Annotated in this window: 12 protein-coding genes and 5 pseudogenes; 6 read left to right on the top strand and 11 right to left on the bottom strand. The window is 67.9% G+C overall.

Annotated features, from left to right (window positions below):
• Position 1: 1 nt before the first annotated feature.
• Positions 2-1,356 (bottom strand): annotated as a pseudogene (locus L2X99_RS16145) (MFS transporter).
• Positions 1,357-1,642: 286 nt separating this feature from the next.
• Between L2X99_RS16145 and L2X99_RS16140 the strand changes: the two are divergent.
• Positions 1,643-2,662 (top strand): Lrp/AsnC family transcriptional regulator, encoded by a 1,020-nt coding sequence (locus L2X99_RS16140; RefSeq protein WP_236125864.1) that lies wholly within the window; start codon positions 1,643-1,645, stop codon positions 2,660-2,662.
• Here the strand turns inward: L2X99_RS16140 and L2X99_RS16135 are convergent.
• The 6 genes and pseudogenes from L2X99_RS16135 to L2X99_RS16115 all read right to left on the bottom strand — a co-directional run bounded on the left by L2X99_RS16135 (position 2,577) and on the right by L2X99_RS16115 (position 7,810).
• Entirely contained in the window at positions 2,577-2,801 is a 225-nt protein-coding gene (locus tag L2X99_RS16135; RefSeq protein ID WP_236135393.1) for a hypothetical protein, read from the bottom strand. The genes L2X99_RS16140 and L2X99_RS16135 overlap by 86 nt on opposite strands.
• A 46-nt stretch (positions 2,802-2,847) precedes the next feature.
• Positions 2,848-3,054 (bottom strand): annotated as a pseudogene (locus tag L2X99_RS18720) (adenylyltransferase/cytidyltransferase family protein); the annotation flags it as partial.
• Between the two features lie 29 nt (positions 3,055-3,083).
• Positions 3,084-4,256, bottom strand: coding sequence for a family 20 glycosylhydrolase (locus L2X99_RS16130; RefSeq protein WP_236135392.1), 1,173 nt, complete (start codon positions 4,254-4,256; stop codon positions 3,084-3,086).
• Positions 4,257-4,575: 319 nt separating this feature from the next.
• Positions 4,576-5,535 carry a carbohydrate ABC transporter permease gene (locus L2X99_RS16125; RefSeq protein WP_236135391.1) on the bottom strand — a complete coding sequence of 320 codons (960 nt, stop codon included), beginning with the start codon at positions 5,533-5,535 and terminating at the stop codon, positions 4,576-4,578.
• The gene (locus L2X99_RS16120) at positions 5,532-6,479 is read right to left on the bottom strand and encodes a carbohydrate ABC transporter permease (protein WP_236125870.1); all 948 of its coding nucleotides are present in this window, start codon (positions 6,477-6,479) and stop codon (positions 5,532-5,534) included. The genes L2X99_RS16125 and L2X99_RS16120 overlap by 4 nt, the downstream gene beginning before the upstream one ends.
• Before the next feature lie 29 nt (positions 6,480-6,508).
• Positions 6,509-7,810, bottom strand: a complete 1,302-nt coding sequence (locus L2X99_RS16115) for an ABC transporter substrate-binding protein (protein WP_236125871.1) — start codon at positions 7,808-7,810, stop codon at positions 6,509-6,511.
• A 159-nt stretch (positions 7,811-7,969) separates the two neighbouring features.
• On the opposite strand from L2X99_RS16115, the gene L2X99_RS16110 reads away from it, so the two are divergent.
• The 4 genes from L2X99_RS16110 to L2X99_RS16095 are packed head-to-tail and all read left to right on the top strand — an operon-like array spanning position 7,970 to position 11,995.
• A complete protein-coding gene (locus L2X99_RS16110) occupies positions 7,970-9,397 on the top strand; it encodes a sulfatase family protein (RefSeq protein WP_236125872.1) in 1,428 nt (475 codons plus the stop codon).
• Positions 9,394-10,347 (top strand): glycoside hydrolase 5 family protein, encoded by a 954-nt coding sequence (locus L2X99_RS16105; protein ID WP_236135390.1) that lies wholly within the window; start codon positions 9,394-9,396, stop codon positions 10,345-10,347. The genes L2X99_RS16110 and L2X99_RS16105 overlap by 4 nt, the downstream gene beginning before the upstream one ends.
• Positions 10,236-10,685, top strand: coding sequence for a hypothetical protein (locus L2X99_RS16100; protein ID WP_236135389.1), 450 nt, complete (start codon positions 10,236-10,238; stop codon positions 10,683-10,685). The genes L2X99_RS16105 and L2X99_RS16100 overlap by 112 nt, the downstream gene beginning before the upstream one ends.
• Positions 10,685-11,995: a sulfatase family protein gene (locus L2X99_RS16095; RefSeq protein ID WP_236125875.1), complete on the top strand. Its 1,311-nt coding sequence runs from the start codon at positions 10,685-10,687 to the stop codon at positions 11,993-11,995. Before L2X99_RS16100 ends, L2X99_RS16095 begins: the two co-directional genes overlap by 1 nt.
• 83 nt (positions 11,996-12,078) lie before the next feature.
• Here L2X99_RS16095 and L2X99_RS16090 read toward each other — a convergent pair whose 3' ends face one another.
• Positions 12,079-13,122, bottom strand: a complete 1,044-nt coding sequence (locus L2X99_RS16090; RefSeq protein WP_236125876.1) for a LacI family DNA-binding transcriptional regulator — start codon at positions 13,120-13,122, stop codon at positions 12,079-12,081.
• Positions 13,123-13,208: 86 nt separating this feature from the next.
• On the opposite strand from L2X99_RS16090, the pseudogene L2X99_RS16085 reads away from it, so the two are divergent.
• A pseudogene (locus L2X99_RS16085) lies at positions 13,209-16,201 on the top strand (alpha-mannosidase).
• Positions 16,202-16,266: 65 nt separating this feature from the next.
• Here L2X99_RS16085 and L2X99_RS18040 read toward each other — a convergent pair.
• The 3 genes and pseudogenes from L2X99_RS18040 to L2X99_RS18710 form a co-directional block, all read right to left on the bottom strand.
• Positions 16,267-17,052 carry an alpha-L-fucosidase gene (locus L2X99_RS18040; protein WP_442923531.1) on the bottom strand — a complete coding sequence of 262 codons (786 nt, stop codon included), beginning with the start codon at positions 17,050-17,052 and terminating at the stop codon, positions 16,267-16,269.
• A 56-nt stretch (positions 17,053-17,108) separates the two neighbouring features.
• A pseudogene (locus L2X99_RS18715) lies at positions 17,109-17,318 on the bottom strand (alpha-L-fucosidase); the annotation flags it as partial.
• Positions 17,254-17,625: pseudogene (locus L2X99_RS18710) on the bottom strand (alpha-L-fucosidase); the annotation flags it as partial. The pseudogenes L2X99_RS18715 and L2X99_RS18710, both read right to left, overlap by 65 nt.
• Positions 17,626-17,718 lie beyond the last annotated feature (93 nt).

Below are 17,718 nucleotides of genomic sequence, written 5' to 3'. Positions count from 1 at the left end.
GTCAGTCCTTCTTGACGTTTCGGATGGCAGTGGTGTCCAGTCGTGCGTTCAGCGACTGCGTGACGGGGGCGACGTCAGAGTGCTGCGGTGCGAGGATCGTCCCGAACAGCGCGACGGCGCAGAGCACACCGAAGAACACGACGACCGACCAGAAGTTGCCTGTCAGAGCCAGCAGCGCGGAGGCGATCGCCGGCGAGAGCCCGCCCAGACCGCGGCGCCGATGCCGTACGAGAGTGTCATCGAGGTGTAACGCGCCTGCGGGCGGAACATCTGGGCCATCACCGTGGAGAGCGAGGCCCACGCGCCGCTCAGTGTCAGGCGCAGCGCCGAGACCAGGATGTAGATCATCGCGACCTGCTTGTTCTGGATGACCAGCACGAGCGGGATGAAGACGACGAACGAGAGGATCGTGCCGAGGATGATGATCGACTTGCCGCCCCACCTGTCTCCGAGCCAGGCGAGCGGAAGCGTCACGATCGTCTCGACCAGGGAGGCGATCGTCATCGCGCCGAGGATCACCGCAGCGGCGAGGCCCACCTCGGGGCTGACGGCGAAGTTCTGCACGAACGTCGTGGCGATCACGTAGCCGCCGGAGGACATCGCGATGATGCAGAACCCGAGCAGCATCGGCCACCAGTTGTTCTTCAGCGCGAACAGGAGCGGGGTGGACTGCTTCTGCCCCTCGATCTTCTCCTCGAAGACGGGGGTCTCCTCGACGCGGTAGCGCACCCAGAAGCCCACGCCGATCAGCACGATGCTGAACAGGAACGGGATGCGCCAGCCCCATGCGACCAGCGCGTCGTCGCCGGCCGCGGCGAGCGCCCAGAAGGCGCCGGAGGCCATCAGCGCGCCCAGGGGGTTGCCCAGCTGCGTGAAGCCGCCGTAGAACACCTTGTGCTTCGGCGGAGCGCTTTCCACCGCCATCAGGCTGGCGCCGCCCCACTCGCCGCCGACCGCGAGGCCCTGCGCCATGCGCAGCACGATGAGCAGGATGGGCGCGACGATGCCGATCGAGTCGTAGCCGGGGAGGCATCCGACCAGGACCGTCGCGACGCCCATCAGCAGCAGCGTGCTGGTGAGCGCCGGCTTGCGGCCGAACTTGTCGCCGATGTGACCGAAGATGATGCCGCCGAGAGGGCGCATGAAGAAGGCCACGGCATAGGTGCCGAACGACGCGAGGGTTCCGAGGGCGCGGTCCACCTCGGGGAAGAACACCTGCGGGAAGACGAGCGCGGCCGCGGTGGCGTAGACGTAGAAGTCGTACCACTCGATGGTCGTGCCTGCCATGGCGGCGAAACCGGCGCGGAGAGCGCGCTTGTGCGAGTTCACCGGCTGATGGACGGTGGAGGAGGACATACAGGGCTCCCTTGCTCTGTCGGGTGTGCGGGTAAACGTCCTTCGGGCTGTGCCGACTATAGGACGGTTCGGAAGCAGATGCTCGCTGGAACTGAAGAGATGACCGCTGTTCTGCCGCCTGAACGCGGCGCTTGGGCGCTGTTCGCCGATAGAATCACTTCGTAGACCTTCGATCTGCGGCGATCGCTTCGCAGATCGGGCTTCTTCGCCCATTCCGGCCGGAACGAGACATCGAGGGGTTCTCATCGACGAAGACACCGTCTCGCCGCGCAGATCCGACCGAGACGTGGACGACCTCGACGGCAGGCTCATCCATGCCCTCCAGGAGAACGGCCGCGCCAGCATCCATGACCTCGCGCAGCTGCTCGGGGCCCCGCGCGACTACGTCTCGCAGCGTCTGCACCTGCTGACCGAGCGCGGGGGTCTGCGAGTGGTGGCGGCGCTGGATCCGGGTTTCGCCGGTCACCACGTGCTCATCCATGCGATGGTCAGCGTGACCGGGCCTGCGCGCCCCGTGGCCGAGGAGATCGCTCGGATCGACGACGCAGTGTTCGTGTCGATGGTGAGCGGAGCGCACCCGCTCGTGTTCGAGTCCCGGCACGGCGACGACCTCCGCCTGCACGAGATGCTCGATCGTGTGCGGCGCATACCCGCTGTGCGTCAGGTCAGGGTCACCACCTATGCCGAGGTGCTCAAGGGCTTCTTCGTGGCGGAGTCACGTACCGAGATCACCCTCGACGATCTCGATCACCGTCTGATCGCCGCACTGCAGCACGACGGACGGGTGAGCTACCGGGCGCTCGCCGACGCCGTTCACCTCTCGCCGTCATCAGCCCGCTCTCGGGTGCGACGGCTCATCGACGCGGGCGTGATCCGCATCTCGGCGATCCCGTCCGGAGGCCTGTCGCGCAACCGCGTGGCCGTGGGCGTCGGCATCACGGTGAACGGCGATGCCGATCCGGTGCGCCGGTACATCCTCGGATCGCGGGCGATCGACTTCGCCGCGCGGTCGCACGGCAGCTACGACTTCATCGCCACGATCGGCGGTTCATCGACCGCGGGGTGCTCACGGTGCTCGAGCAGATCCGCGCGCTTGGGCAGGTCGGCGGCCTCGACAGCTGGACGCACCTCGACGTCATCAAGGAGGACTACGCGCGGTCGCTCGGCCGGGTCATGGCGCCCTGACCCGCCGGACCGTGCCCACGGGCCCGAGCCATCGCTCAGGCGCGTGCGACGCGCTCGGCCTCCTTGGCCGCGACGATCTTGCGCAGACCCGAGCTGGAGAAGCGGTGGTTGCGGCTGTTGAAGTACAGCTCGATGCCGGCCTCCTCGCAGTACTCGCGGCCGGTGAAGTCGCGCTCCTCGTACTCGTCGCCGACGATGCGCACGTCGAGCTTGAAGGAGCGGAGGATGTCCTCCAGGTCCTGCTCGGTCGAGTACGGCACGATCTCGTCGACGTACTCGCAGCCGCGCAGCTGGATGTAGCGCTCGACGACGGTCTGGGTGGGCGCATTCTTCTCGAGGACGGTCCAGCGTCGGATCCATCTGCAGCCCGCAGATCAGGTAGTCGCACTGGCGCTTGGCCTCGGCGAGCATCATGATGTGCCCGGCGTGCAGCAGATCGAACGTCGAGAACGTGATCCCCACCCGCGGTCCCGGGTTGTAATCCTGATGCTTCTTCACGGCTTCCTGCCCCATTGCGCCTCCTTGGTCGGCAATCAGCGATTCTACCGGGCGGACTCCTCGCCGATCGCGGCATCCAGCGCCGTGAACTCCTGCAGCGACAGCGCGCTGCCGCCGTTCCAGGCGCGCTCGGCCATGGCGCGCAGCGGCGCACGGATGCCGGCGGCGACCTCGTCCACTGTCTGCGGGCCGCCCTTGTCGGACCAGATCGCGAACGAGCATCCGAGGAGAAGATCGGGGTACGGCGGCAGCATCTCCTGCCTCTCGGTTCCCTGGCCGCGTTCTCCCCACAGCCTCGGGAACAGGCCGGGATGCCAGTCCGCCTCCCAGATGCGCTCGGCGGTCGGGTACCGATATCCGGCGTTCTCTCCGAGCACGTAGTAGAAGAGGTTGTCGTTCACGTTGACGATGCGGTGCCCCGCGGCGACGGCCTCGGACACCGGGCGCATCCCCGCATGCCAGTTCGTCCACCAGGTGAGCACGACCTCGGGATCGAGCAGCACCTGCGCGCTGCGCAGCATCCCGTCGTTCCAGACGCGCGGCTGCAGGCCGTGCCCGCGCAGGTGCGCGGCGATCTCGTTGACGAAGCCGGTGAGCAGGTCGAAGCCGGTGCCCTCATCGCCGTGCCGAGCGTGTGCGGCCTCGGTGAGCGCGGGATAGTCCTCGATGCGCTCGAACGCGACGAACTCGTCCCCGCCGAGGTTCCACTTCGTGGAGTGCGGGAACACCGGCACCATGTCGTCGATGAGCCGGCGGGCGAAGTCGACCGCTTCGGGTCGCGTGATGTCGAGCGCGTGGTCGGTGCCGATGATCCCGGCTTCGGCGGGGTCTTCGGGATCGGTGCCCGGCGGCAGTCGCAGATCCGGATGCTGCGCGAGCACCTGCCTCAGGTGGCCGGGCATGTCCAGCGACGGGACCACGTCGATGTGCAGGTCTCGGGCGATCTCGATGATCTGCGCGGCCTCGGCCCGGGTGATGTGCTCGGCGGAGACGACCTCGGGGAACTCCGCCGACTCCAGCCGGAACCCCTCGTTCTCGGAGAAGTGCCACTGGAACACGTTGATTCCCACGTCGGCCGCGTCGCGCAGCATCCCGATGATCCACTCGGCCGGGTAGAACTTGCGTGCGGCGTCGAGATGGATGCCGCGTTCGGCGACCGCCGGGGAGCCCGACACCGTGCCGCGCGGCACGGCGCCCTGCGCGCGCAGATTGTGCACCAGCTGGCGGGTGGCGCGGAAGGCCCCCGCCGGCGTCGCCGTGCGGATCTCGACGTCGTCGCCGACGGCGATCTCGTAGGCCTCGCCGGGGGCGTGCGCTCCCCCGGAGCGCCCGCCGCGCCCGGCGAGGGGTCTTCGGTCGTGCGGAGCAGGATGCGCGCATCCGCTCCCTCCGGGATGCCGAGGGCGGCCAGATCGACCTGGAGCCGCTCGGCCTCACGGGCGAGCTCAGGATCCTGAGCGAGGACCTGCGCCGACGCGGGACGCCAGGCGCCGCCCGTCAGACCGATCCGCGCCGGCTGCGGGAGTGCGATCCAGCTCATCCCTTGACGCTGCCCTCTTCGACACCCTTGAAGAACTGCTTCTGCAGCACCGCGAACAGGATGATGATCGGCACCAGGGCGATCATCGTGCCCGCCGCGATCACTCGCGGGTTCTGCCCGAAGTTCGAGTTCAGGTAGTCCATTCCGACGGTCAGCGTGTAGTTCGCGGGGTCCGACAGCACCACGAGGGGCCAGAGGAACTCATCCCAGGCTCCGATGAAGGCGAACAGGGCGACGACGGAGACCATGCCGCGGATGTTCGGCCATACGATGTGACGCAGGCGCTGGAGCGTGTTGGCGCCGTCGATCGTCGCGGCGTCCAGGGTGTCGGCCGGGATCATGCGGCAGGCCGCCGCCATGAGCAGCACGTTGATCGCCGCGATCGCGCCGGGCAGGAACACGCCCCACAGGGTGTTGGCGAGGCCCAGGGACTTCACGGTCAGGTACTGGCTGGTCAGCGTGACCTCGCCCGGGAGCAGCAGGGTGGAGAAGAAGATCGCCATCACGATGCCCTTGCCCCGGAATTTCAGGCAGCCGAGGGCGTAGCCGCCCAGCGTGGCGAAGATGACGTTCGTAATCACCGTGCCGACGCCGACCAGCAGGGAGTTACGCGCGTAGTCGAGCACAGGGATGGTGCGGAACACCTCGGCGTAGTTGTCCCAGGTGGCCGCATCCGGAATGAGCGACGGCGGAAACGCATAGATGTCCTCGGTGTTGCCTTTGAACGACGTGGACAACTGCCACACGAACGGGAACACCATGATCACGAGGATGACGATCAGGAGGCCATACTTGCCGATCAGTCCCCCCAGGGAGGGCTTGAGGATGTCGGCCGACCCCTTGGTGCGGTACGCCTTCTCCTTGACGCGCGGCTCGCGCGGCCTGCTCCGCTTCTCGATCGTCGACTCGGTCTGCTCGACCAGGGCGGACGTCGCGCGGGATCCCATCAGGCTCATGCCGAAACCTCCTCGGCGCGCTTCGCGGCACGGGCTGCGCGGCGCACACGCCGGTTCACCGCGATCTCCTTGAGCACGTCGCCGTTGTTCGCGATGCCGACGACGAGCAGCGGCACCAGGGTGAGCAGGAACAGCACCAGCGAGATCGCCGAGGCGTAGCCGATCTGGCCGTTCAGCCCCTTGCCCATCGACTGGATGAGCATCACCATGCTCATCGACTGGCCGCCGGGTCCGCCGGACCCGTGCGAGAGCACGTACAACTCGGTGAACACGCGCACGGCGGCGACGCAGATGAGCACCGAGACGAGCATCATCGGGCCGCGGACGCCGGGGACCGTGACCGACCAGAATCGGCGCCAGGCGCCGGCGCCGTCCATCGCGGCGGCCTCGTGCAGCTCGCGCCCCACATTCCCGAGTGCCGCGAGGTACACGACCATGTAGTAGCCGAGGCCCTTCCACACGGTGAGCCCGATGGCGCAGAGGATCAGCAGCCACCGGTCGGAGAGGAACTCGATCGGACGGTCGGCCAGGCCGAAGAACTTCAGCGCCGAGTTGATGGTGCCGGTGCTGGAGAAGAGGAACTCCCAGACGATCGCGACGACCACGGCCGAGGCGATCACGGGGAAGTAGAACGTGGTGCGGAAGAACCCGATCGCCGGGATCTTCCGGTGCACGAGCAGCGCCAGCAGCAGCGGGAGGAACGTCAGCAACGGCACACACACCACGACGTAGACGAGCGAGGTCGTCAGCGCGAAGCCGAAACGCTCATCGGTGCCGATCTTGGCGAAGTTCTCCAGGCCCACGAACTGGACGGGGCGGAGAGGGCGAGCATCGGTGAACGCGAGGAACACCGTGTTCAGGAACGGCCACAGTGCGAACACCAGGACCCAGATCACGCCGGGCAGTACCAGCAGGTACGGCGTGTACCAGCGCTGTCTTCTCATTCCGCTCACCCTCTCCGCGTCACACCTTGTTACTTCGTGACGTTCTGGTTGGCGTAGTCCTGGCCCTTGGTCAGGGCCTCCTTCGCCGAGATATCACCGCGAACTGCCAGAGCGATCTGCTGCTTCGCGTAGGTGTTCATCTCCTCGGTGAACGAGAGTGCGGCACTTCCACCGGTGATGCGAGCAGTGCTCATCTGTGCGGCTGCATACTTGGTCGCCTCGGCCTGCTCGGGGTTCTGCGCGGTCTCGGCGAACGCCGAGGGGTCTTCATTCGCGGCCTTGGTGCCCGGGAAGAAGCCTGCGGCCAGCTTCACGAACTCGACCTGATTCTCGGTGTTGGTCACATACTCGGCGAAGGCGAGAGCCGTCGCGGAGTTCTTCGATCCGGATGCCACGCTGATGCCCTGCAGGAACAGCGGGGCATCGCCGAACCCGGGGCCCGCCTTGACGGCCGGCAGCAGGGTCGGGGCGTTGACCGCGAGGTTCTTGTCGATGTAGTTCGGGCCGGCGGTGGTCCAGGCCACGCTGCCCTTGTTGAAGTTGTTGACGTTGTTGTTCGCGGTTCCTGCCCCCTGAAGCGCTTCAGGGCTCACGCCGCCAGCCTTGTAGAGCTCGTGGTACCGGTCGATGATCGCCTCGGCCTCGGGGGTGTCGAACATGAACTTGCCGTCGACGGCGAACGGGTACTCCCCGCCGCCGTCGGTCACCATCCACTGCAGCGCCTTGACGTCGGGGATGTCGGACATGGTCTGCACGCCCTTCGTCGCGAGCACGTCCGCGTCGTCGAGCGTCTCTTCGAACGTCTTCGGCGGCGCAGTGAATCCGCCCTTGCCGAGCAGCTCCATGTTCCAGTAGTTCAGGTTGGTGCCGAGATACCAGGGGTAAGCGTAGGTGCCGTCGATTCCCTCGTACGTGTAGCCCTCGAGTCCACCCTCGACGTACTCTTCGAGAGTCTTGGAATCGGCCTTCTTCAGGTCGACGAGCTGGCTGGCCTTGGCGAGCTCGCCCGCGTACTCCGGAGGCAGGTTGACGACGTCGGGCAGCTCGCCGGACTCTGCCTGCTGCAGGATCTTGTCCTCGTAGCCGTCGGCGGGCTGGTCGATCCAGTTGACCTCGACGCCCTTGTGCTCCTTCTCGAACGCCGCGATGACGTCGTTGAAGTACGGGGTGAACTTGTCGTTCTTCAGCGACCACGTCTGGAACGTGATCTTTCCCGTGATCTCGCCGTCCGACGAGCCGTCACTCTGCGGGGCACCGCCGCCGGTGCAGCCGGCGAGGACGACAGCGACCGACGCCGCGACACCCGCGGCGAGAATCGATCGGAACTTCATGGGCATTCTCCTTCGAAGTGGCCAAGGACCCCGCAGCGCGCTCCGGCGTCCTGTACTAAAGCGATATAGTACGGTAAGTATTGCACAGGGCCGAGCTCCCGTCCAACGCCCGATGCATCACGCCTCGATAACACTCCATCGCCGACCGAGAGGGCCACGATGACCGCACAGCGCCGTCCGAACTTCGTCTTCGTGCTCACCGACGACCACGCGCCGAACGCGATCAGCGCATACGGATCGGTCGTGAACAGCACGCCCGGCATCGACGCCATCGCAGACGCAGGGATGCGCTTCGATCGCGCCCTGGTGGAGAACTCGCTGTGCACTCCCAGCCGTGCAGCGATCCTGACCGGCACGTACAGCCACAGCAGCGCGGTGACGACTCTCTCCACACACCTGTCGAACGACCACGAGACGTTCATCACCGCACTGCAGGCCGCCGGGTACCGCACCGCGATGTTCGGCAAGTGGCACCTCGGCCACGGCGAGGGCTACGACCCCGCCGGCTTCGACCACTGGGAGGTGCTCCCCGACCAGGGCGAGTACTTCGATCCCGAGCTGATCACTGCCGAGGGGCGGGTGCGGCACGAGGGCTACGTCACCGACATCCTCACTGAGCGCGCGCTGTCCTGGATGGCCGATCAGGGTGACGAGCCGTACTGCGTGCTCGTGTGGCACAAGGCGCCGCACCGCCCCTGGCTGCCGCACCCGCGCCACGCCGACCTGTTCACCGATCCGATCCCGCTGCCGCCGACCTTCGACGACGACTACTCGGGTCGCGGCACTCCCGCGCACCATGCCACGATGCGCATCGCCGACTACCTCGCCGATGTCGACCTGAAGGAGCAGCCGCCCGAAGAGCTCGGCTACGAGGAGCGCGCGGTGTGGAAGTACCAGCGCTACATGCAGGACTACCTGCGCTGCGTAGCCGCGGTCGACGAGAGCGTGCAGGCGCTGACCGGCTTCCTCGCCGACAACGACCAGACCGACGACACGGTCACGATCTACGCCTCCGATCAGGGCTTCTACCTCGGCGAGCACGGCTGGTTCGACAAGCGGTTCATGTACGAGGAGTCGCTGCGGATGCCGCTGCTGCTGAGCTATCCCGCCCGGGTGGCCGCGGGCCAGGCATCCGAGGCGCTCGTCTCGAACGTCGACATCGCCCAGACCATCCTCGACTTCGCCGGCGTCGCGGCGCCGTCCGGCATGCAGGGCGCGAACCTCGTGCCGATGCTCACCGGAGCCGACCCCGCGCCGGTGCGCGACGCTCACTACTATCGGTTCTACGAGCACGACGACCACATGCATCACGTGTGGGCGCACTACGGAATCCGCACCGATCGCTACAAGCTCATCTACTTCTACGCCGACGGCATGGGCCTGCCGAACGCGGGGAATGTCACCTACCCGCCGGAGTGGGAGCTGTTCGACCTCGAGAAGGACCCGTACGAACTGAACAGCGTGCACCTCGACCCTTCGTATGCGGCGATACGTCACGAACTGACCGTGCGGCTGTGGGATCTGCAGCTCGAGCTCGGTGACACCCCGCACCCCCGCCAGCCCGCTCCGGAAGGACGCACCCGATGACGCTCGACACCCCGCTCCGCTTCGGCGCGAACTACACGCCCGCCACCGAGTGGATGCACTCCTGGATGTCGCTGGACCTCGACGACGTGCGCCGCGACTTCGCCGGGCTCGCGTCGCTCGGCCTGGACCACGTGCGCATCTTCCCGCTCTGGACGCTGCTGCAGCCGAACCGCACGCTGATCCGCGAGCGGGCCGTCGCCGATGTGCGGGCGGTGGTCGACGTGGCGGCCGAGTTCGGCCTGGACGCCAGCGTCGACGTGATCCAGGGACACCTGTCGAGCTTCGACTTCGTGCCGTCCTGGCTGTTCACGTGGCACGACAAGAACATGTTCACGCATCCCGATGCGCTCAGCGGGCAGGTCGCACTGGTCGAGAAGCTCGGCGAAGCGCTGGGCGACGCTTCGAACTTCTTCGGCTTCACGCTCGGCAACGAGACCAACCAGTTCTCCGCCGAGACGCATCCGCACCAGTGGCCGGTCACCCCGGACGAGGCGGCGAACTGGATCACGCAGCTGCTCGATGCAGCCGAACGCTCGGCGCCGCGCCAGCAGCACGTGCACAGCGAGTACGACGCCGCCTGGTACATGGACGGCCACGGATTCACCCCCGCGCACGCCTCGCGCCTGGGCGCGATGACCACCGTGCACTCGTGGATCTTCAACGGCACCGCGCAGCGGTACGGCGGCCGCTCCGTGGCATCCGACCGGCACGCGGAGTACATGATCGAGCTGTCACGGGCGTTCGCCACCGACCCGAACCGGCCGATCTGGCTGCAGGAGGTCGGGCACCCTCGAACTGCCTCACCGCCGAAGAGATGCCCGGCTTCCTGGAGGCCACCGTGCGGTCCGCCGCGCGGACCGAGAACCTGTGGGGCGTCACCTGGTGGTGCTCGCACGACGTCAGCCGGAAGCTCGCGGACTACCCCGAGCTGGAGTACTCGCTGGGCCTGATCGCCAACGACGGTGCGGTCAAGCCGATCGGCGAGCGCTTCGCCGAGATCATCCCTTCTCTGCGCGAGCGGCAGCAGCCGCCGGCGCGCACCCTGGGCATCGTGATCGACGTGGACGACGATGAGATCCCGATCAGCCGCGCGGCGATGAGCCCCGGCGGCGCGATCTTCCAGGCCTGGGTCGACGCGTGCGCCGACGGCCTCGACCCCGCGTTCGTCATGTCGAAGGATTCGGCGGACGTCGGCATCCTGGCATCCTGCGGGATCACCGAGCTGGTCCGCCCCGACCTGTCGGTCGGCGTGGGCACCTACTCGTCGAACAACACGGTCGTCAGCTGATGTCGCGTCCGAACGTCGTTGTCATCTACGCGGACGACCTGGGCTACGGCGACATCGGATGCTTCGGCTCCGACGACATCCGCACCCCGCACCTCGACCGGCTCGCCGCGCGCGGCATCCGGATGACCGATTGGTACTCGAACTCGCCGGTGTGCTCGCCGTCGCGCGCGGCGCTGCTCACCGGACGGCACCCGGTGCACGCCGGCGTGCAGGAGATCCTCGGCGGCAAGCGCGGCACGCCGGGGCTCCCCGAGCAGCCCACCCTCGCGTCACGACTGCGCGACGAGGGCTACCGCACCGGTATCTTCGGCAAGTGGCACCTCGGCACAGGGTCGGGCTACCGCCCCATGGATCGCGGGTTCTCCCGGCACTTCGGGTTCCTCGCGGGCTGCGTGGACTACTACTCGCACATCTTCTACTGGGGTCAGGGCCTGAACCCGGTGCACGACCTCTGGGACGACGAGCGCGAGGTCTACGACAACGGCCGCTACCTCACCGAGGTCATCGCCGAGAAGGCCGCGGAGTTCATCTCCTCCTCCGACGGGGAACCCTTCTTCTGCTACGTGCCGTTCAACGCGCCGCACTACCCGATGCACGCGCCGGCGGAGTACGTGGACCGGTTCCCGGAGCTGCCCGACGACCGCAGGATCATGGCTGCGATGATTTCGGCCATGGACGACGGCGTCGGCCGCATCCTCGACGCACTGGAGGCAGCGGGCGTCGCCGACGACACGATCGTGTTCTTCTCGTCCGACAACGGTCCCTCGACCGAGAGCCGCAACTGGCTGAACGGCGAGGAGATCTCGTACGAAGGAGGCTCCACAGGCGGCCTGCGCGGCAACAAGGGCTCGCTGTTCGAGGGCGGCATCCGCGTGCCGGCGATCATCTCGTGGCCGGCCGGGTTGCCGTCCGGAAGCTCATGGTCGGAACCCGCGGCGATGATGGACCTGCTGCCGACCGTGCTCGAGGCCGCGGGCCTGCCCGCAGCATCCGGCATCGACGGGCAGAGCGTTCTCGAGACGCTGCGCGGAGCGGATGCCGGCGAGCGCACCCTGTTCTGGGAGTACGGCCCCCAGCTGGCCGCTCGGCGCGGCCGGTTCAAGCTGACCCTCGCCGCCCGCGAGCATCTGGGCGGACCGTTCGATCCGGCATCCCGCATCCTCGTCGACCTCGACGCCGATCCGGCCGAGACGTCCGACGTGTCTGCGGAGCATCCCGAGGTCTCGGCGAGCCTGCACGCCGAACTGATGGGCTGGGCCGAGTCCTTCGGCTGGGATCCGGCCCCCTGGCTGCCCGCCACGGGTCGTTGAGCGAGCGAGGAACGAGCGAGACGAAACGCCGCAGCACACCCGGCGGAGCCGAGACCGTTTCGACTCAGTCGCAGGCTCCTCGCTCAACGAGCGGGTGGGCGCGGGCGGGCCGTGCTCTCGCGCACGGTGAGCGTCGGCCGGGGGCCGGGGCGATTGCGCGCAGCATCCGCCGAGTCGAAGCGCTCGAGCAGCAGGTCGGCCGACCGCACACCCAGCTCGAACGTGTCACGGGTGAGCGAGGTGATCGACGGATGCACCAGGCCCGTGACGACCGAGTCGTCGAAGGAGGCCAGTGAGAGGTCGCCCGGCACGGCTACCCCCATCTCCTGGGCGACGCGCAGGCCGGCGATGCACATCACGTCGTTGTCGAACACGATCGCGGTGGGGCGTTCGGCCCGGCTGAGCAGCCGGCGGGCGGCGGCGGACGCCTGGGCGGGTGAGAAGTCGGTGGCGATGGTCTCACCGTCGACGCCCCGCGACTCCTGCCCTGCCAGCACGGCGGCTCGGATGCGGGTGTGCTGGAACTCCGCCGGGCCCGACACGTAGACGACGCGGGTGTGCCCGAGCCCGGCGAGGTAGTCGAACACGGTGTGCGCGGCCTCGTCGTCGTCGAGCCAGATCACCGCGGTGTCGTCGTCCGCCCCGTCCGCCGGCATCCCGCTGCCGATGACGACCGCCGGCAGCCGCAGGTCGCGCAGTGCGGCGAGCCGGGGGTCGTCGTCGCGGGGGTCGAGCACGATCACACCGTCGACCTGATTGGCGCTGCTCCAGCGCCGATAGGTGGCGATCTCCTCGTCGATGGTGGGCACGACCACGATCTGCAGGCCGATCCGGCGGGTCGCGAGTGAGGACTGCACGCCGGCGATCAGCTCGGTGAAGAACGCCTCGGTGCCCAGCGTGCGCGCGGGACGGTTGACCGCGAGGCCGATGACGCCGGCCTTCGCGCCGACCAGTGCGCGGGCGGTCGAACTCGGCTGCCAGCTGTGCTGCTCGGCGATGGCGAGGATCCGCTCCCTGGTCTGCTCGCTGACCCCCGGACGTCCGTTCAGCGCGAACGACACCGCACCGGGCGACACTCCTGCCTCGCGCGCGATGTCCGAGATGGTGACACGCTTGGACCGTGACATAGACTCACCGTACTAGATCGTTTTAGTAGCTCGTCCCCCATCGGCGAGCACTCCCCCACATTCTGGCATCCGAAGGGCTGACACCGATGCATGAAGACACCTCCCTCACCGTCGGCCGGGTCAAGCGCGTCCTGACCGAGCGCGTCGTCCCCGCCGTCCACTCGGAGCGCGTGCCGCTCGAGATCGCCGCGCACCAGCTGCCCGGCGAGCCGATCGCCCCCGCCGACGGCCTCGCGCTCGAGTTCGAGCCGTTCACCGCCGGCAGCATGTGGGGTCCGGCCTGGGGCACCACCTGGTTCCGCCTGCGCGGCGAGGTGCCCGCCGAATGGGCCGGCAGGAAGGTCGAGGCGCTCATCGACCTCGGCTTCGACAAGAACATGACCGGCTTCCAGTGCGAGGCGCTCGCGTACCGTCCCGACGGCACGCCCGTGAAGAGCCTGAATCCGCGCAACCAGTGGCTGCCGGTGGACGCCGAGGCCGGGCAGGCCGTCGAGTTCTACCTCGAGGGCGCGTCCAACCCGGTGCTGCTCGACTACCACCCCTTCCTGCCGACGCAGGAGGGTGACATCCAGACTTCCTCCCCGAGCCGCTGTACCGCGTGAGGCACATGGACCTCGCCGTCTTCGAGGCCGAGGTCTTCGAGCTGTCCCTCGACCTCGAGGTGCTCCTCGAGCTGCAGGCCGAGCTGCCCGCGACCAGCCCCCGGCGCATGCGCATCCTGCAGGCGCTCGACGACGCGCTCGATGTTCTCGACCTGCAGCGCATCATCGAGACCGCGCCGGATGCCCGCGCGCAGCTCGCCGAGGTGCTCGCCTCGCCCGCCGATGCCAGCGCCCACCGCATCGCGGCGATCGGCCACGCGCATATCGACTCCGCCTGGCTGTGGCCCGTGCGTGAGACCGTGCGCAAGGTCGCCCGCACCGCCTCGTCGATGACCACCCTGATCGAGGAGCAGCCGCAGTTCCGCTACGGGATGTCCAGCGCCCAGCAGTACGCCTGGATGAAGGAGCACCGCCCCGAGGTCTACGAGCGGATCAAGGCTGCGGTCGCCGACGGGAAGTTCCTGCCGCTGGGCGGCATGTGGGTCGAGTCCGACACCGTCATGCCCACCGGCGAGTCGCTGGTGCGCCAGTTCTCGCACGGCCAGCGCTTCTTCGAGCGCGAGTTCGGCATTCGCTCGAAGGGCGTCTGGCTGCCGGACAGCTTCGGCTACTCCCCCGCACTGCCGCAGCTGATGCGCCGTGCCGGCTTCGAGTGGTTCTTCACGCAGAAGATCTCGTGGAACCAGCGCAACGTCTTCCCGCATCACACCTTCGACTGGGAGGGCATCGACGGCTCGCGCATGTTCACGCACTTCCCGCCGATGGACACCTACAACTCGCAGCTGAGCGGCGAGGAGGTCGCCAAGGCCTCGCGGCAGTTCAAGGAGAACCGGGTCGCGACGCGCTCGATCGCTCCGGTCGGCTGGGGCGACGGCGGCGGCGGCACCACTCGGGACATGACCGGCAAGGCGGAGCGCCTGGCCGACCTCGAGGGCTCGGCGAAGGTCGAGTGGAAGCACCCCGACGAGTTCTTCGACGAGGCGCGCGCCGAGCTGACCGACCCGGCAGTCTGGGTCGGCGAGCTCTACCTCGAACTGCACCGCGGCACGCTCACCAGCCAGCACGCCACGAAGTCGACGCACCGACGTGCCGAGCAGGCGCTCATCGAAGCCGAGCTGTGGGCGGCGACCGCGAGCGTTCAGAAGGGCGTCGAGTACCCCTACGACGAGCTCGACCGCCTCTGGCAGATCGTGCTGCTGCACGAGTTCCACGACATCCTGCCCGGCACGTCGATCGCCTGGGTGCACCGCGAGGCCGTCGAGGTGCTCACGAAGGTCGTCGCGGATGCCGCAGCGCTGGCGTCCTCGGCACGTGACGCACTGGCCGGCGAAGGCGACCGCGACATCGTGTTCGTGCCGAACTCGGTCGGCGGCGGCACAGCGCTCGGTGCATCCGTGGTCGTTGAGCGAGCGGAGCGAGACGAGACGCGCCTCGACGAGGTCGACGGCGGCTACGTGCTGCAGAACGAGCTGGTGCGCATCACGATCTCGTCTCAGGGCCTGATCACCTCGGCGATCGACCTGGCATCGGGCCGCGAGGCGATTCCGTCGGGCAGGCCCGCGAACCTGTTCCAGCTGCACCAGGACTTCCCCAACATGTGGGACGCGTGGGACATCGACCGGTACTACAAGAACCGTGTCGATGATCTGACGGCAGTGTCTTCGCTGTCCGCCTCGCTGGTGGACGGCGTCGCGACCGTCGTCGTGGAGCGACCCTTCTCGCAGTCGTCGATCGTGCAGACCATCACGCTCGAGCCCGGTTCGCGCACGCTGACGCTGCGCAACAGGGTCGACTGGAACGAGGCCGAGAAGCTGCTGAAGCTCGCGTTCCCGCTCGACGTGTTCGCCCGCGAGACCGCGGCCGAGACGCAGTTCGGGTTCCAGCGCCGCGTGACGCACGTGAACACCAGCTGGGAGGCGGCGAAGTTCGAGACCTCGATGCACCGCTTCGTGCTGGCCTCGGAGGAGGACTTCGGCGTCGCCCTGGTGAACGACTCGATCTACGGCTACGACACGTCGCGCGACGTGGACGGCGACGACATCACCACCACGGTGCGCCTGTCGCTGCTGCGCGCGCCGCGCTTCCCCGACCCCGACACCGATCACGGCGTGCACGAGATCGCCGTCGGCCTGGTCGTGGGCGCGGATGCCGCGATCGCCACCGCCGAGGGCATCAAGCTGAACGCGCCAGCGACCGTGGTGCGCGGCTCCGACGAGGTGTCGCCGCTGATCTCGGTGGACGGCTCCGGGATCGTCGTCTCGAGCGTGAAGCTCGCCGACGACCGCTCCGGCGACGTGATCGTGCGCGTGTACGAGGCGCTCGGTCGCCGGGCATCCGGCACGCTGACCGTGGGCTTCCCGCACTCCGGCATCCGCGAGGTGTCGCTGATCGAGGACGACCTCGATGACGCCCGCACCGGCGGCGACCTGGTGCTGCGCCCGTTCGAGGTGCGCACGGTGCGGATCTCCCGCGCCTGACGACCTCTGTACAGAACGCGGCGCCCCTCCCGATCCGATGGATCGGGAGGGGCGCCGCTTCTTCGTCAGAGCCGATCCTCACCTTGAATCAGCCCTGGATCGAGGTCGACGCAGAACACACGTATCGTGTCCGCCTCCGGCAGTGCGCTGACATCGATCCGGAGTTCGCCAGAGGGGTCGTAGAGCTGGATGTCCTCCAGGGTCGTCCGGAAGGTGAACGGAAGCGGAGCGTCGTCTCCGAGAAGCCGCACGCTCGCGACTTGACGCACCGGGATTCCACGGACGATCACCGCGTCGCGCGGCTCATCCGGTGCGAAGAGGTAGACACGGTCACCGCGCTTTGTGGTGGGCCCGTAGTACTGCCAGGCCTCCAGGCCCGGCTCCACCCCGTGCACCGCCTCGCTGTTGTCCGTCATCCACTCCGCAAGCGCGCTCAGGATCACCTCCGCTTCGGACGTCAAGGACCCGTCCGCGCGAGGTCCGACATTCAGCAGCAGGTTCCCACCCTTACTGACGACCTCCACCAGGGTGCGGAGGATCTCATGGGTCGACTTGTACTTCTCGTCGCCGGGGACATGGCTCCAGTACTCGCCCATCGTCATGCAGCACTCCCAGGTCTCGGCGAGCGGCTGCGGTGGGATGTACTGCTCCGGCGGTGCGGTAGTCACCGAGGCCGATGAGACGGTCGTTGAGCACGATCTCCGGAGCGAGGGCACGGATGTGCCGTGCGAGTCCCGCCGAGTCCCACTCCTCGGGGTGCGCTCCCACTCCCCGTCGAACCAGAGCAGGTCGATGGGCCCGTACCAGGTGAGCAGCTCGGTGAGCTGATCACGCACGTACTGCTGGAAGATGGGCCACTGCCCTTCAGGAGGTCGGGGGTAATCCTTGTGCGGGTAGGGGCGCGACTCGTCTGTGAAGGGGGATAGTTCTCATGTCCCCAGTCCGGCAGCGAGTAGTACAGGCCCACACGCAGCCCGGCCTCGCGGAATGCCCGGACGTACTCGCCCACGAGGTCGCCACCGGCGGCGACCGTAGGGCGAGTCGGCGATCGTTCGGTCGCTCGCTTTCGAGGGCCAGGCGGACCAGCCGCTGTGATGGCGGGCGGTGAAGACTGCATAGGTCATCCCCGCCTCGGCGGCAGCGCACGCGATTGCTGTGGGGTCCCAGTTCGCCGGATCGAAGGTGGCCGCCGAAGCGTGGTACTCGGGAACCGTGAGCGGCCGCGCATCCGGCGGCATGGTGCTCCCCGCGATCAGCGGCCACGAGGTCTCGAGGCCCTGCTGGCTTGCGTGGTCGTAGTGGATGAAGAGCCCGAACCCGGCCCCGTCGAACCACGACGCTGTCACCTGCTCTGCGTTCGGCGCCAGGGGTGCCTCATCCTTCGGGTGGGGGATCTTGCGTCCGGTCAGTCCGTCTGCTGTCATGAACGATTCACTCGCTTTCTTCAGTGGGACCGAGTCACTTTCGTGTTGGGAGCAGGGCGATCCGCCGTGCTTCGGCCCTGCTCCCACGAGGTG

Source organism: Microbacterium sp. KUDC0406 (assembly GCF_021582875.1).
Classification (GTDB): Bacteria; Actinomycetota; Actinomycetes; order Actinomycetales; family Microbacteriaceae; genus Microbacterium.
This window is presented reverse-complemented; position numbering and strand designations above follow the sequence as displayed.